Origin of the sequence: Sesame phyllody phytoplasma (assembly GCF_018390775.2) — a bacterium.
GTDB classification, from domain to species: Bacteria; Bacillota_I; Bacilli_A; order Acholeplasmatales; family Acholeplasmataceae; genus Phytoplasma; species Phytoplasma australasiaticum.
In genome coordinates this window covers 22,223-39,409 of the sequence record NZ_JAHBAJ020000002.1, presented here as the reverse complement: position 1 = coordinate 39,409, position 17,187 = coordinate 22,223, and the positions used below count along the sequence as shown (strand labels likewise).

Sequence of the window (17,187 nt, the reverse complement as noted above, 5' to 3'; positions counted from 1 at the left end):
TAAAAAGTCGCTTTATCCTTGGGCCTAATGACTTTTATTTCATTATTAGTTAATTTAATAACTAGCCTTTAGGATTCTCCAAGTTACTCTAAATATCGACCTTAATCCGTTAGGGGAAGTGACCATTTACTAATGGTGAGATTCCAGGTTTTTAACTGATAAACTATCCAATATATCGATATAATATTGATAGACTCTGAACTGCTCACTTATAGTAGTTTGCGAGATAGGTTAGCTTATTACATCTTCTTAGCTTCTTAGGCCATTTCAGGCTTATCCATGGGATTATTAGGTGGCGGAATCTTTTTGACTAACTACTTCGTCGCAACCCGCTTTTAAGAACTGCTGTAATTCTTTATTGTTTCCTTTAAAGAACCGTTCTTAGCCTTTCAGTGTTTATCGCACTGGTGATTGGTTAAATCACACGATATTTAGGCTTCTTTGGCGCCCATCGATAAAGCTTTAAAATGATCTAAATGCGAATGGACTCCTCCATCAGACACCAAACCCAATAAATGTAATTTACTTTTATTCGTTTTAACGTGTTGAATTACTTTTAAAAAACATTTATTTTTGAAAAAACTACCATCTTTAATTTTTCTATTAATATAAGTTAAAGATTGATGAACTACTCTACCAGCTCCTAAATTTAAATGCCCTACTTCACTATTACCCATTTGTTGAGCAGGTAATCCAACTGCTTCACCTGAAGCTTGCAACATATTAGAAGGAAAATTAGAAAATAAATAATCTAAATAAGGAGTTTTAGCTTGCGCAACAGCATTACATTTTTGTTGCATTGATAAACCTAATCCGTCTAAAATAATTAATCCTACAAAATTCCGCATTTAATACCTCTTTATTTTATTTTTGGTTAATTATGAATTTATCACTGTAGACATCACCATCCTACCAAAATATAAAAAAGAATGTCAAATATTGCAAAATAATGAACTATTAAATGAAAACTAACATTTTTTAAACAAAAAAATCAAAAAATAATTTAATATAAATTTTGAAATTATATCTTGGTTTATATTTTTTTGATTTCTACTTATATATTTTTAAATCTGTAAAAAAAATCATTTAATAAATAATTTCGTTTTTTAAATCTTTTAAAAATAATAAATTTTTTATTTTTTGATGCTGTTTTTTGATTTAAATTAAAATTAGTAATAATCATTTCATAAGTTTGATTTTTACGATTAATGCTTTGATAATTAATAAACCGATCAACAGGAATTTTAATCAAATAAAAAGATTGATATAAAAAAATTAATTAGAGTAGTATCGTGATTAGTTAATATCCATTTAACTCCTCTGACATGAGCCGCTTTTAAATTTTCGCATAATTCTTTTTGATGATCTTTATCAAATATTTCAATGCTATAACTATTAAAAGTTTTGGTGTCATAATCATAAGGGAGGTTGCAAAAAATAAAATCATTTTTTTGAGCTTGTGCAATAATTTTTTTATAATCATTGTGAAAAAAAGAAATTTTATTTTTATGATCTTTTAAAAAAGTAATTATCTTGTTTAAATTATTTTCATTGATAATATTAGATAAAGTAATTTTGTCTTTGCCATTAAACAGGAGTGTTAAATTTATTTTCGAAATTAACAGGATATAAACCATTAAAACAATTTTTATTAAGAAAAATAAAAAGAATATTTTTTTTGCACATCATCTAATAAAGCTGGATTTTGACTACACGAATTATAATAAAATTATTTTTTTCGTGATTTAATTTTTCGACATGTTTTTTTAGTAACTCAAGCACATCAAAAGAATTATTTTTTAATGTTTGCCAAGCAATTATTAAGGTTAATATCAGACAAATTAGCTTTTTGTGGTAAAACACTACCTACCCCTAGAAAAGGTTTAAAATATGTATTATATTCAAAATTTATAATAACATTTAAAAAAGATAATAATTGACTTTTACCTCCTACCCATTTTATAAATGGTTTAATGCACTTTTTTTGCTTTCATTTTAATTACTTTATATACAATTAATCAATAAATTATTATTTAATTACCGTTTATTGTTTTTTATCATAATTATATTTATTTTGAGAATCTATGCTTAATTAATTTAAATATTATAATTTTGGATATATAATAATAAAAAGATCTTATTATTATTCATAAATTATAAATTAAAATATAAAAAAGTGATTACTTAATAATGTCAAAAAAATTACTTTCAATATGTATAATTTATAATTGATGATTTTTCGGTAAAATAATAAAATATTATTGTAAATGAAAAATTTTATATATTTAAATGTTATCTATTTTTATATTAAAAATTAATTAATTTTAAATCGGCTTGTTAAAAAATAATTTTTATTTTTTTATTGAAAAATTTTTAAAGTAATATAGAATATAAATTGTAAATTAGTTAGATTTAGTTTCTGATTGAAAACAAAAAAAGGGGTATTATTTAAAAAAATATGCGAAGTTTATGGTATTTAACTTTTTTATTTATAGTTCTAAATATGTATAACTACCAAAATGTAGTTGTAGCTATGCCGCCAAGAGAGGAATTTATTGGCCAAACTAGAATTGTTCATGTATCTATTGGCAATATTGATATTTTAAAACAACATGCCGTATTTAATAAATATTTCGATTGGAGTTTACAAAGCGCTCGTTATAATGAAGATTTACAAGATTTCAGCATGATTTGGAAAATTAAAGATCCAGACCCAAATTTATTAGGTGTTTTTTTTGATGGCGGAATTAGACATGGCCAAGATGATACATATAATTTGCAAGAATTAAAACATATGGGTAATGGCGCTAATAATATGTATTGTATATTTCTAAAAAATAATTAAATATTAATTTATAATTAGATTAAATATTAATTTTAATTAAGTTATCATTATATTTGCATTAAATGTGATAATAGATACAAAACATTTTAAAATGTACCTCCCGCTTTTGCAAATAAATATTTATCAATAAATAACAAAGATAAATTAATGACAACTGAAAATTAATTTTTATTATTATCAGAAAAAATAATTTTAATATTTTTTTAAAATATTATTAAAGCCTAAATATTAGGAAAAATTTTTTATTTATTATTTGCGGGAGGCTATCATTTTAATATGAAAAAATAAAAATAATTTTTTTAAAAAATTTAATATATTTATATTTAAAAAAAATTATTAATATAATAACTTTAAAATTATTTTTATTTAATTAATTTTTAATTTATATCAATTTGGAAAAAGAAATAGATGATAATGAGTTTTAAAAAAAATTTTTCAACTTTTAATTTATGCATTTTATTGTTTATTATTATTTTTATTTTTTTAATAAAATATTTTTTTATGATAAAAAAAAGCGATTATATTAATTTATATTTATCGCAAATTTTAAAAAATGATATTGCCGAAACATCAAATAATACTGAAAAAAAAGAAAAAATTTCTTCAGATTTTTATAAATTTAAAATTAATTTAAAAGATTTCGAAACAATACAAAAATATATTTTTGAACAAAATTGTGATAAAACATTATCAATGGCAAACAATACTGACGAAGAAGAAAAAATAATTAACAAAATAAAAAATCAATGGAGTTTTTTTTTAAAAGTTAAAATTAAAAGAGATAAAAATTATATTGATAATTTAGATTTTAAAATTAATAATTTAATGAACAAAGAAAAGTTAATAAAATCAAAAATTGAAACATTAGAAGATAAATTATCAAAAAAATCGAATGATATCGATAAAAACAGATCGTTATTAATAATTAATAATTTAAAAAAACAATATCAATTTAACCAAGAACGTTTTCAAAACTTCGAAAATATTAAATTCAATTTTGTTAAACATTCTAATGAAACATTAGCTAAACAAAAAGACAAATTACAAAAAAAATTATATTCTTTTTATGAATTAGAATAAATAAATTATAAAATTTATAATGTTAAAATCATTATAAAATGGAATTATTTTTATTAATTGAAATGATTAAATCTCTATAAAAAATGGCTTTATCAAAATCTAATTTTTTAACCGCTTCTTTCATTAATTTTTTTAATTTAATTAATTCTTTTTTAGTAACATTTTTAGGATCAAGATTGATTTCCTTCATAAAATCTTTTTGATGATTTTGACTAAAATTATTAATATTTATCTTTTTATTAATAATTTGAGGATTAACATGATATTTTTGATTATATTCTTGCTGAATAATTCGTCGTCTATTGGTTTCGGCAATAGCTATTTTCATAGCATCTGTAATGTTATCTGCATACATAATTACTTGGCCTTGAATATTGCGAGCAGCTCTACCAATTATTTGAATCAAACTACTTTCATTTCGTAAAAATCCAGCTTTGTCAGCGTCTAAAATAATCATTAAAGAAACTTCCGGTAAATCTAAACCTTCCCTTAATAAGTTAACTCCAATTAAACAATCATAAATTCCCATACGTAATTTTTGTAAAATTTGTAAACGTTGTAAAGCTGGAATTTTACTATGTAAAAAAGTCACTTTGATACCCATTTTTTTTAAATAAAAACTTAAATCTTCACTAAAATTAATGCTGATAGTAGTTACTAAAACTTTTTCATTTTTGATTTGGCGTTTTTTTATTTCTTCAAATAAATCATGCATTTGATTTTGAGTTGATCTAATTTCAATTTGAGGCTCTAAAATAAAAGTTGGCCTAATTATTTGCTCTACTATAGGAATATTTTTGTTTAATTCATACTTTCCTGGTGTTGCTGATAAATAAATGATTTTATCTATTTTTTGTTCAAATTCTTTAAATTTTAATGGTCTATTATCTAAAGCGCTAGGTAGACGAAACCCATATTGAATTAATTTTTGTTTCCGCGAGTAATCTCCAAAAAACATACCTTTAATTTGCGGAATAGTAATATGAGATTCATCAATAATAATTAAAAAATCTGAACCAAAATAATCAATTAAAGTAGTTGGAGGTTCCCCTTTTTTTTTTAAAGATATATGTCTTGAATAATTTTCAATACCCTTACAATAACCTAACTCTGTTAACATTTCTAGATCATATTTAGTTTTTGTTTCAATTTTTTGAGCTTCTAAAATTTGATTTTGGGATTTAAAGTATTTAATCCGTTTAGTTAATTCTATTTTAATTCTTTTAATGCTTTCTTTTAATTTTTTAGGATTAGTTGCATAAATAGAAGCAGGAAAAATGATCACTTTAGTTAATTCTTTAACAATAGTGCCATCTATCATATTTAAAATTTGAATATTTTGAATTTTATTATCTTCGAAAATTAAACGAATTGCTTCTTTTTTTAAATTAGAATTTATAAGATCCAAAATGTTACCATGAACACGAAAATTACCATTTTTTAATTGTAAATCATTTCTACAATATTGTAATTCTATTAATTTTTTAAATAACGCATCCATAGGATAGTTTTGATTTTGATGTAAATATAAAATAGAATTTTTATAATCTTCTATATCTCCAATTCCAAAAATACAAGATACAGATGATACTACAATAACATCATTATTATCAATTAAAGCGTTAATAGTATTATGACGTAATTCTACTATTTCTTCATTAATAATTTTTTCTTTTTCGATATAAACATCACGAGATACAACATAAGATTCTGGTTGGTAATAATCATAATAAGAAATAAAATATTCCACTTTATTTTCAGGAAACATTTCTTTTAATTCATTAAAAATTTGTCCCGCTAAAGTTTTATTATGAGCAATTATTAAAGTTTTTTTATTGAGTTGATTAATAATATTAGCAATGGTGAAAGTTTTTCCAGTACCTGTAGCACCTAAAATTATTTGCTCCTTTTCCCCTTTATAAAAATTATTTAATAATTGTTTAATAGCTTGAGGTTGATCACCACTCGGTTTATATAAACTTTTTAATTTAAATTTCATTATGAGATTTATCCCTTATTTTTTTTAAATATTGACCAGTATAACTATCCGGATTATTGATAATTTCTTCTATATCGCCTTTAGCTACAATATAACCACCATTTTTTCCTCCTTGAGGTCCTAAGTCGATTATATAATCAGCATTTTTAATAATATTTATATTATGTTCAATCATAATTACTGTATTTTGTTGATTAATTAATGTACGTATTAAAGACATTAATTTTTCAATTTCAAAAAAATGTAATCCTTTTGTCGGTTCATCCAATATATAAATATTTTTCGAAAAATAATTTTTATATATTTTTTTAATTAAAATCAATCTTTGTTTTTCGCCATCTGATAAATTATCTAATTTATTACCTAATTTTAAATAATTTAATCCTACGCTAATTAACAATTCTAAAACAATTTTAATTTTTTTATGATTATGAAAAAAAATATATGCTTCGGATATATTCATGTCATAAATATTAGCAATAGTTTGATTTTTATATCTAATAGTTAAGGTTTCAGAATTAAATCTTTTACCTTGACATTGATCACAGGTAATTATAATATTAGGTAAAAAACCCATAAAGATTTTTTTAACACCTTCTCCCTGACAAGCATGACAAAAAGCAGAAACAGAATTTAAAATAAAACGGCGTTTGTTATAACCTTTAGCTCTTGCTTCAGGAGATTGAGAAAATAAGTTACTAACAATTTCTGAAATTCCTAAATAATTAATTAAATGATATTTAATAATTTTATTAAAATTTGGCGATTCTATATGAATAATATCTTTGAAATTATTTTGATTTTCTGAAAAAATAACTTGATTAAAACCAGGTGTAATATTTGTAGAATTTTTAATTTTTTTTAAACCTTTATATATAACTTCATTAAGTAAAGTTGATTTTCCTGATCCAGAAAAACCAGTAATCACAACGAATATATTTAAAGGTATATCAATATTAATATTTTTTAAATTATTAACGCAAGCATTTCTTATTTGAATAACGTTTGTAGAAGATATTTTTGGTTTTATTATGTTTTCAAAAGAATAAATTTTTTTTAAATATTTACCTGTTAAACTATTTTTATCTTCTAAAATATTATTTATTTTTCCATAACTTACAATATTACCACCTTTATTACCAGCTTCAGGGCCTAAATCAATAATATAATCTGCAGATAATATAATTTCTTGATCATGTTCTATAATTAATACAGTATTACCTAGATTTACTAATTGACGTAAAATCTTGATTAGTTGAATATTATTATATGGATGTAGACCGACAGATGGTTCATCAATGATATAAATAACTCCTGTTAATCGAGAAGCAAGCTGATTAATTAATTTAATTCTTTGTATTTCGCCCCCGGATAAAGAACTAATATTTCGATTTAAATTTAAATATTCTAAACCTAATTTTTTTAATAAATTTAAACGTTTCTTAATAGCTGTCAAGGCATCTTGGGTATTGATTTTGGCTATCGAATTTAATGTTATATTTTCTAGAAAATTTAATAATTCATTGACAGTTAAATTGGTTAATTCATAAATATTTTTGTTATTAATTTGATAAGATAAAGCATATTTATTTAATCTAGCTCCAGAACAATCAGGACATACAGTTAAAGATTTAAATTGGTTTAACCAATTTTGAATATTATCATAATTAGCAAAATTTGTTTGATAATATTCTAGAATAGGAATAATTCCGATAGGAAATTTTAAACTTTCATTAGGTAATTTATCAGGACCATATAATAAAATATTAATGATAAATTTATTCATTCGGTTTAAAGGCAAATTAACGTCAATTTTATATGTATCTAAAAAACCTTTTAATTTGTCTTGAATATTTTCTGTCGGATTATTTTGTTGTTCAAAAGGCAATATAGCTCCATCCAAAATAGATTTATTTTGATCTAAAATTAATTTTTCATCAAAAATCATTATACTGCCTAAACCTTTACAATGATTACAAATTCCTCTTTTTTTATAAAAAGAAAATAAATTCATTTTATTTTCTAATTGAGTTAAAGAGTTTTTGCCATCATTATAATCTAAATCAAAAGATATTATTTGTTGATTTGGTAACATAATTAATATTTTCTGTTTATTAAATTTTATAGCTAATTCTAAAGAAGAAATTAAACGTGTTTTTATTTGATTGTTTATAGTTAAATGATCAATAATTATAAAAATATTATTTATTTCATTTATTTCTAAATAATCAATTTCTTTAATGTTATTAAAGGTAAAAAAATTGTTATTAATTAAAAAACGATTAAAACCTTCTTTTATTAACTTTAAAATGATTGAATGAAATATCTTTTTTTGATTATCATGTAATGGAGATAAAATTATAATTTTTTGGTTGTTAAAAAAATTTAATAATTTATTCATTATTTGTTCTATATTATATTTTTGATAAGGTTGATGATTTTGTATATCGTAATAAACACCTATATGCGCATAAATTAATTGTAAATAATGATAAATTTCTGTAATAGTGCCAACAGTATCTTTAGAATTATTAACAATTTTTTTTTTTTCAATATTAATTACTGGAGCTAAACCTGAAATAAAATTAATATTAGGTTTTTTTGCAAATTGAAAAAATTTACGATCATAAAAATTTAAAGATTCTAAATAAATTCTTTTACCTTCTTGATATAAAATATTTTGAACTAAAGAAGTTTTTCCAGAACCTGAAATACCAGTAAAAACTACTAACTTAAATTTGGGAATTTCAACATCGATATTTTTTAAATTATTTTCTCGAGCACCTTTAATTATAATTTTATCCTGTAAATAACTAAAATTTTGATTATCCATAAATATCCTTTATAATATGTAAAATTTAAATATTTTTTTAATTTTAAATTAAATAAGATTGCCAATATTTTCTTGATTATTGATTTTTCTGTGAAAATTGATAGTAAAATTATGAACCTCTTCACTTAAAAAAAATAAAAAACGAAATAAAAAACTTTTTTTATTTAATAAAATCTCTTTATTAGATAAAATTAAACTTTCCAATTGATGTTTATTATTTTTTTTTAAAGCACCTAAATTAAATTCCTTTATGAAATTTTTTAAAATTTTTTGACTAATATTAAATTGCCCTATGCCGCCATCAACTAAAATTAAATCCGGAAGGGGTAAATTAAGATTAATTAATTTTTGATATCGGCGTTCAATAGCTTCTGCTAAAGAATTATATTCATTTGGGTAAGTTTGTTTAATACGGAAAGCACAATAAGATTTTTTTTGTAATTGATAATTTTTAAACACAATAATGCCACTCACAAAATATTTACCAAAAGAATGCGAAATATCAAAAACTTCAATATAATTAATATTTTTTTGATACAATTTTGATAATTCACTTAAAGCTATTGTTGTAGCTTCTAATTTAGCGCTATATAATAAATTATATTTATTTAAATTTTCTTCTGCGTTTTTTTGAGCTAATTCTTTTATTTGTTTTTCTTCTGTGTTAAATTTTACTGAAAACTTAGTATTAATTATTTTTTTTATTTCGGGTTTTTTTGTAATTAAATCCGGATTTAAAATAATTTTTTTAGGTAATAAATTGTTTTGATAATATAAATGTAAATAAGTAATCATATTATCAATGGGATCATCGATATATTCCGATACTATCTGATAATGTTCTTGAATTTTTCCTTGATACATTTTGAAAATATACAAAGAAATTTCGTTTTTATTAAAACAAAAACCAATAATATCGCAGCTTAGATTAGGTTTTAATTCAATAAATTGTTTAATAGTAATATTTTTTAAATGTTCTAAAATTTTTTGATATTCTTGTGCTTTTTCAAAATTTAATGTTTTAATAGCTTGTTTAATTTCATTTTTAATTTTGTTAAAAATATTTTTATTTTTTCCTTGTAAAAAATCATTAATTCCTCTAATATTCAAAGAATAATCAATATATTTATTATTAGGACAACAAGGACCTAAACATTCATTAATTTGATAATAATGACAAGGTTTTTTAGAAATCGGTTGACAACGTCTTAAAGGATAAATTTTATGCAATAAACGTACTGTTTCTTTCATGCTATTATTATATGGATAAGGACCAAATACTCTAGTTTTTTCAGGAACTTTTTTATAATAAGAAATTTTTAAACGGGGGTGTTTTTCGTTAGTAATTTCAATATAAGCATAATTTTTATCATCTAACAGTTTAAAATTGTATTTCGGTATATGTTTTTTAATTAAATTAGCTTCTAATATAAAAGCTTCTACTTCATTATGAGTAATAATATATTCTACATCGCATATTTCTTGAATTAAATTACTAGTTTTTGAATTATGATTCTTTAAATAAAAATAACTTTTAATTCTTGAAAATAAATTCTTGGCTTTTCCGATATAAATAATATTATTATAACAATTTTTAAATAAGTAACAACCAGGTTTTCGAGGCAAATTATTAATTTTAGTTAATAAAAGAACATTAATTTTATTTTTTGTTATTTTTAAAGACATATTTCGTTTAATAACCATATTTAAATATTTTTTAGAAAATTAAATAATTTTAAATTATCCATCCTATTTATTGATTTAAATAGTTTTTTACTAAAAAAGGCACCATATACAGATGCCAATTTAATTTATTTTAAAATAAAAAATATTTAGTAATTTTGTTGAATTTAATATTAACCTTATAATAACTGAAAAACAATAAAAAGGCAAGTTTTATTATTAACATAATTTCATATAGGTGTTATTTTTGTTATAAATCAAGGTATATTAAATTTAATTTTTGGTAATTGTTAGTGATAATAAAATCACGAAAATAAAAAAATTTTTCTATATTTATTTTACATTTTAAAATATTTTTTAAAAAAATTAATAATATTTTATTTATTATTTTTTATAATATTTTGATATTTTAATTTTTAAAAAAAATTAATAATAAAAAATAAAAATCCCCTTTTTTTGCATCAGAAAAGGGATTTTTATGTTAAAAATAATATTTATTACAAATTATTTATAGTATATATAAATTAATATTATTTTAAATTGGCAATTTCTTTATATATTATTTATTTGATTTTGATAATTGTACATTTGATTTTTAATAAGCATCATTTGTTGTCGATTTTGATCGATTTTGATTTGAATATTTCGTAATTTATTAATTTGCGTTTGATTAACATAAAAGTCCATAATATCTATAGATTCCATCATTTTTTGTATTAATGATGAATGTTTTCTTTCTAATTCGATTATTGTCATTTTATTATCCAAAACTCTTAATATTAGTTCTTGAAAATGTATTTTTTTTCTTTGAATAGTTGTTATTTTGTTATGTATTTCGGTAATTTCTTTTAATAAATGATTAACATCTATATCTTGGAAATTATTCAAAATATTATTAATTTGTTGGTTTATAGCATTATATTGTAATAATAAATTTTCTAATTCATTAAATTCATGGATATTAACATCCTGAATAACATAATTATTTTGGTATAAATTATTATTATTCATTGCTATAACTTGGTTATTATTAGAAATACATAAAAATCCAAAACCAACAATAAATAAAGTTGAATAAAATAAAGTTAATTTGATTTTTAATTGCAACATAAAAAATTTATACCCCTTGTTATTTAAATTTTAACTAAATATTTTATATAGAGATAGTTAACTTTAGAGAAGGATTTATTTGGGGGGTATTTATTATAATTATTTTTAATTTGTTAATTCAATATCCCTTTTTAATATTGCTAATGATTTTTGTAGATAATTACAAATAAATATATTAATATTATATAATATAATTAAATATTTTAAATAAATTAATATAACATAACTATTAAAAATCTTATTTAATTTTCATGATAATTTTGATATTTTTTAAAACATTTCATCGCTTATTATATTTATTGATTTGGTAATATTTTTCATTTAAATGTTTTTTATCTTATTTTTTATTATGAAAATAATTTTTTTTTAATATTTTAGTATTATTTTATAATTATTTATTTTATTAAATATTTAATATTTTTTAATTTTAAAGCGTTTTATAATCGACTTTTTGACATTCTTCCTTTATAAACTTTTTGAATTTAACTAAGTTATATTCGATACTCTATATTTATAAATTTATTATAAATTATTTCAATTACTAAATTAAAATTTTTTAATTAGATTAATAAATGATATAAAAATAAAATTAAAAATTTACTTTGCTAACTATCAAAGTAACTTGATAACTTTATACATATTAAATTTTTTATTTCTTATAAAAAAATAATAAAGATTAACTTTTAAAGTTAATCTGAATAATTAATTATTAATAAATTATTTAGCATTAAAACTCAAATATAAAATTCAAATAATAATATAATAATTTAATGATTTTATTTTTTTTATTAATTTTTAAGACATAACAAAAAAATATATATTTCGTATTTGTTTAAGAATTAAAAAATAATTAAATTAAAAATAACTATCCTTTATATATTAAATTTAATATGTTTTTATTTTTAATTTTGATTAGATTTTGAATTTATATATAAATCTTTAAATATAAAAAAATTTTGCATATAAAGTTGAAATTTTTGATTTAATAAGGAATTTAATTTTATATATTGATCCTGGTATAATTTTATTTTTTGATGCACTATTATTTCAAGATTTTGTAAATTTTGTTTTTCTAATCTAATGGAACTTATTTGTTTTAAGGTTGATTCTTTTTGTGCTATTAATTTTGCGATTTGTTTTTCTATATTATTAATTTCTTGATTATTATAAACAGTTATACCTTGTGTTTGTAATTCGCTTTTTTTATTTTGTTGTTGTATTTTTTTAATATTTATATTATTGTTAATTTCTTTTCGATTTTCTTGTAATTTTTCAATTTTTTGCTCTAATGAATTTATTGTGATAGGGATAAAATCTAATTTATTTTTAAGTTTTATAATTTCATTCTGATAATCTTCTATTGAATTATTAATATAATTTAATTCTGATATATATATTAAAAATAATTTTTTAATATATTGAATTTCTGGTTTATCTTGTTCAGTAATATTATCTAAAAATTCATTTATACTCTTATAATCTTTTGAAAAAATATAAGATTTAACATTTCCAGAATTGTCATAATTATTAATTTTTAATTCAGATGAAAATAAATTTTGAGATAAATTAAGTTGTTTTAATTGATCAGAAGATAAATGAGATTTTTGATAAGATTGATTTTTTGATTTTAATAAATCAATATTAGTTAAAATTATCAATAATAATATTATTGAAATAATAATTACAAATATTAATTTTTTTTTTGATAATTTAATAAATTTCATATTTGTTTCCTTTTAAAAAAATTTTTATTAATTTTCAAGATATTAATCCCCGGGTTAAATATATTTAATTTATTGATCAAAGTTTATTAATTTTTTAGTTAATAAAAATGAAAATTATAATTTAATATTTTAATTGTTTTAAACATGGTATTTTTTCATTATTTATAATTAAAAGCTATTGTTAAAAATTAAAATTTTATTATTAATATAATTTTAGCTTTGATAGGATGTCACTTTAATACTTTATTAACAATTGACATATAATTAATATTTTTTGTTAATTTATTGATATAGTCATATACAAATATACTATTATATTTGGATAAATTTTTTTAATAATTTATTAATATAAAATTTAATATTAAATATTAATTTTTTAATAATTAATATTTCTTAGATTAATTAAGGTTGTATTATTATTGGGAAATTATCCTAATTTAACTATATCTATTCACTATTTTAATCAATTTATTTGACTACTATACTTTTTAAAATTTTAAATTTAAAAAAATTGATTGCATTTTGTTGTATTTTAATAGCACATTTTTATTTAAATCTCTGAATATAACTTTTTGTTTATTATTTTAAAGATTAACGATCATTTTATAATGTTTTTTTATAATATTTTTTTACTTTTAGGATTATTACTAATTGCTTATATCGCAAATATCTAATAAAACCTGCTAATTAATCCAATTCTTATTAATAGTTATCTAATTATTGGGTTATATTTTAGTTAAATACGAAAATTATTGTTTAAAAAAATTAATAAAATTAATTATATATTGAAGACTTTAAAAAATAAATTAAAATTATAATAATTAATTTTTAATCAAAATATAACAAATTTAATTAACCAATTTAATTTAAAATACATAAAATAATCCAGAACTATTTTTATGTTATAAAAATAATTTGGATTTGTTTTTTAATACTATTTTACATCATCTCTTTAATTTAACTAGAATATAAATAATTAAATTTAATTAGTAAAAAAATATAAAAGTAAATTTTGAAAAATAAAATTAGTAATTTAAGATTAAAAATAATCCGAATTAATATTTAAAATAAATATATTTGTTAGTTAAAACTATTAATTTTCGATAGTTATAGTTATATTATTATTGTATTGGCTTAATTCGTATAGTACCAAATGATAAATAGATTTAGCTTGTTCTAAGTCAATTTTATCTTTTTTTATTGTTTTTATTTGAATCTTAATATTTTTTATTTCTTCTGCTAATTGTGATTGTTTTTTTCTAAGATGGTGAATTTGTTGTTGCAGTGGCGTTAAAGAATCTACTTTAAAAGTAGAAATTTTATTTTGAATTAACGTTTGTTGTTTTTTATTTAATGAATTTGTTATTTGACTTATTTTTTGGTTAATTTCTTCTAATTTTTTATAATTATGCACAAATTGTTCATTCAAATTATAATTTTTTGTTTGACATTTTTTTAATTCATCATCGATTGTATGAATTTTATTCTGAAGTTGCAAATAAATTTTTTCTATAAAATCTAATAAATTTTTATCTTTAAAATTTTGTGAATTTTCTTTGATTGTATATTTTTGATCGCTAACATTGATTTCAGAATTTTTTTGTATTTGTATTTTTTGTTGATCTAATTTATTTTTTAAGTTATTGTGTATTAAAAAAATATTTTTAAACATTAAAATATACCATAATACTACAATAATAATAAGGAAAAATATTTTTTTTATTTTCGCCATATTCAAGTTTTTTTCGAATTTTTTAACTATTCTAATCAGAATTAAAATAAAAATTTATTGATAATTATAACATAAAATGTTTAAAATATTTAAATTAAATTTTGCTTTTTAAAATTTATTTTGGTAAAATTGATTTATTAAAAATAAAAATATATAAGAAGATAATTTATTTTTAATAATGAATATTAAATTAATGAAAAATTAAATAATTCTTAATATTAAGTATTAATTAATATTAAATGCAAAAATTTTATATATTTATAATTTTGTGTTTATTATTAAAATTATATTTTTAAAATATGGACAATTACAAATATTAACGATTTATATAATTTCATAAATAAAAATAAATTTTTGTTCAACATATAAAAATATTTAATATTTTTTTAAATACAAAAATAAAATTAAAAAGAGTTTTTAACATAAAATGGCCAAATAAAAAAATAGTATTTTAATTTAATATTTTTTTATTTAGCTTTTTATTGGTATTATTATTTTTATATTATGAAAATGCCATCGAACACAACAATAAATATTAACTAATAAAAAAATTAATAAGGTTTTTTGTTAATGAAGGATGATAAATAAAAATTAATAATTAAATTAAAATTTTTTTACATAAGTAATATAAAAAAATTTTTTAATTCAATTTTTTATGATTAGGCAACAAAATATAATTAATAATAAAAAAATTTGTCAATTTTTTTAATTTTTAAATTTAAAACAATATATTTTGATTTTAATCACAATGTTTTTAGCTTCTTTTTTATAAAATAAAATTAATATAATTAAAAATATTGATAATACCATAAAATAATTGCCAAAAAGTGTAGTAATTAATTTATAAAAATAAATAAAAAATTGGAATTGATTGATATAAAAAATTTATTTATTCCAAGAAATAATTATATTTAATAAAATTTATTATAAATGGATTTTGGTTAGCTTCTTTATTAATTAATAAAATATTATCCAATTAAATTTATTATTAATTAATTTATTTTTGGATAATTTTAACGATTTATATTAAATTTCGCGTTATAAAATTTATTCTATCTTTTATATTTTAAAATTAATTATTATTTATTGCATTAACTTAAGAATAGAATTATAAAAATTACTGGATTTTGAAATTATTAACTATTTTTTCATATTTTTTTTTGATAAAATTTGTTCAATTTTTTTTAAAATTGTAAAATTTTTTTATTATTAAAATATTTATTTTTAATATTTATTCGTGATTTTTTCTAAATATATAAAATTAAATTTTAACATTTTATTGAAATACTAAAAATTCATATTAACTAATTAATTCCAACTAAAAAAGTATTATCTAGTTATATTTATCATTAAATGTGATATTTTTTCTTTATTTTTATCAAAAATATTTTTTAAATAAAGATCATAATACTAATAAAAAAGAAATAAAATTTACTTTTTGTTAATAAATATATAAATAATATTTGAATAATTTTTTTCAAAAAACAAATTATTTAAATTAAAACAAATATTTTAAGGTTAATTTTTTATAAAAATTATTATATATATAATAATTTATCGTCTTAAAATAATGAGTAAATAATCATTAATATTAAAAATATTAAAAATTCATTAAATCAATAGAATTATTTTATTATAGGTTAGGTTATAAAAATGAAAAAAACAAAAAAAACAAAAAATAATAAAACATTATTATATTTGATTAATTTTATTTATTTAATATTTATCACAACAATGTTAATTATAATTTATGTTTCTTTAAACATACAAATTAAAAAAACAATAACAAAAACAGAAAATGAATTTAAATCTTTAAATAATAAATTAAATAAAATCAAAAATAATCAATTTATTAAAAATTATAATGAAAAAACACAAATCCAAGATCAACTAAATTACGAAACCAATAGTAATACAGAAATAAAAGATTCACAAATGCTTAATACTGAAGTTGATAAAACGAAGGATAATGATAAATCAAAAGCATTATTATCGGAATCATCAGATAAAGAAAATAATGATTCACCAAAAAAAGAAAATTATGATTCATCAGATAGTGAAACTTATGATTCATTAGATAGTGATAGTGAAACTTATGATTCATTAGATAGTGATAGTGAAACTTATGATTCATTAGTTATGATTCATTAGATAATGAAGTTTATGATTCATCTAGTGAAA

General features: G+C 18.6%; 11 protein-coding genes and 1 pseudogene. 3 read left to right on the top strand and 9 right to left on the bottom strand.

The window, feature by feature from the left end:
- Positions 1 to 437: 437 nt before the first annotated feature.
- The 3 genes and pseudogenes from KHD59_RS00460 to KHD59_RS02535 form a co-directional block, all read right to left on the bottom strand.
- A pseudogene (locus tag KHD59_RS00460) lies at positions 438 to 848 on the bottom strand (2,3-bisphosphoglycerate-independent phosphoglycerate mutase); the annotation flags it as partial.
- A 396-nt stretch (positions 849 to 1,244) separates the two neighbouring features.
- Positions 1,245 to 1,637, bottom strand: a complete 393-nt coding sequence (locus KHD59_RS00455) for a hypothetical protein (RefSeq protein WP_213680352.1) — start codon at positions 1,635 to 1,637, stop codon at positions 1,245 to 1,247.
- 155 nt (positions 1,638 to 1,792) lie between these two features.
- On the bottom strand, positions 1,793 to 1,963 hold the full coding sequence (locus KHD59_RS02535; RefSeq protein ID WP_349254558.1) for a DNA adenine methylase: 171 nt from the start codon (positions 1,961 to 1,963) through the stop codon (positions 1,793 to 1,795).
- 495 nt (positions 1,964 to 2,458) lie between these two features.
- Between KHD59_RS02535 and KHD59_RS00450 the strand changes: the two genes are divergently transcribed.
- The gene (locus KHD59_RS00450) at positions 2,459 to 2,845 is read left to right on the top strand and encodes an effector protein (RefSeq protein WP_193622189.1); all 387 of its coding nucleotides are present in this window, start codon (positions 2,459 to 2,461) and stop codon (positions 2,843 to 2,845) included.
- 501 nt (positions 2,846 to 3,346) lie between these two features.
- A complete protein-coding gene (locus KHD59_RS00445) occupies positions 3,347 to 3,925 on the top strand; it encodes a hypothetical protein (RefSeq protein WP_213680351.1) in 579 nt (192 codons plus the stop codon).
- Positions 3,926 to 3,956: 31 nt separating this feature from the next.
- Here the strand turns inward: KHD59_RS00445 and uvrB are convergent, their stop codons facing one another.
- The 6 genes from uvrB to KHD59_RS00415 all read right to left on the bottom strand — a co-directional run bounded on the left by uvrB (position 3,957) and on the right by KHD59_RS00415 (position 14,946).
- Entirely contained in the window at positions 3,957 to 5,924 is a 1,968-nt protein-coding gene (gene uvrB, locus KHD59_RS00440) for an excinuclease ABC subunit UvrB (RefSeq protein ID WP_213680350.1), read from the bottom strand.
- Entirely contained in the window at positions 5,914 to 8,757 is a 2,844-nt protein-coding gene (uvrA, locus tag KHD59_RS00435) for an excinuclease ABC subunit UvrA (RefSeq protein WP_213680349.1), read from the bottom strand. Before uvrA ends, uvrB begins: the two co-directional genes overlap by 11 nt.
- Before the next feature lie 48 nt (positions 8,758 to 8,805).
- On the bottom strand, positions 8,806 to 10,443 hold the full coding sequence (uvrC, locus tag KHD59_RS00430; protein ID WP_213680348.1) for an excinuclease ABC subunit UvrC: 1,638 nt from the start codon (positions 10,441 to 10,443) through the stop codon (positions 8,806 to 8,808).
- 549 nt (positions 10,444 to 10,992) lie between these two features.
- Complete coding sequence (locus KHD59_RS00425) at positions 10,993 to 11,550, bottom strand: hypothetical protein (protein ID WP_213680347.1); 558 nt, start codon at positions 11,548 to 11,550, stop codon at positions 10,993 to 10,995.
- A gap of 902 nt (positions 11,551 to 12,452) precedes the next feature.
- Positions 12,453 to 13,274 carry a hypothetical protein gene (locus KHD59_RS00420; protein ID WP_213680346.1) on the bottom strand — a complete coding sequence of 274 codons (822 nt, stop codon included), beginning with the start codon at positions 13,272 to 13,274 and terminating at the stop codon, positions 12,453 to 12,455.
- Between the two features lie 1,093 nt (positions 13,275 to 14,367).
- Positions 14,368 to 14,946: a hypothetical protein gene (locus KHD59_RS00415; RefSeq protein ID WP_193622249.1), complete on the bottom strand. Its 579-nt coding sequence runs from the start codon at positions 14,944 to 14,946 to the stop codon at positions 14,368 to 14,370.
- 1,713 nt (positions 14,947 to 16,659) lie between these two features.
- Here KHD59_RS00415 and KHD59_RS00410 point away from each other — a divergent pair.
- Positions 16,660 to 17,157, top strand: a complete 498-nt coding sequence (locus KHD59_RS00410; RefSeq protein WP_213680344.1) for a hypothetical protein — start codon at positions 16,660 to 16,662, stop codon at positions 17,155 to 17,157.
- Positions 17,158 to 17,187: the final 30 nt, after the last annotated feature.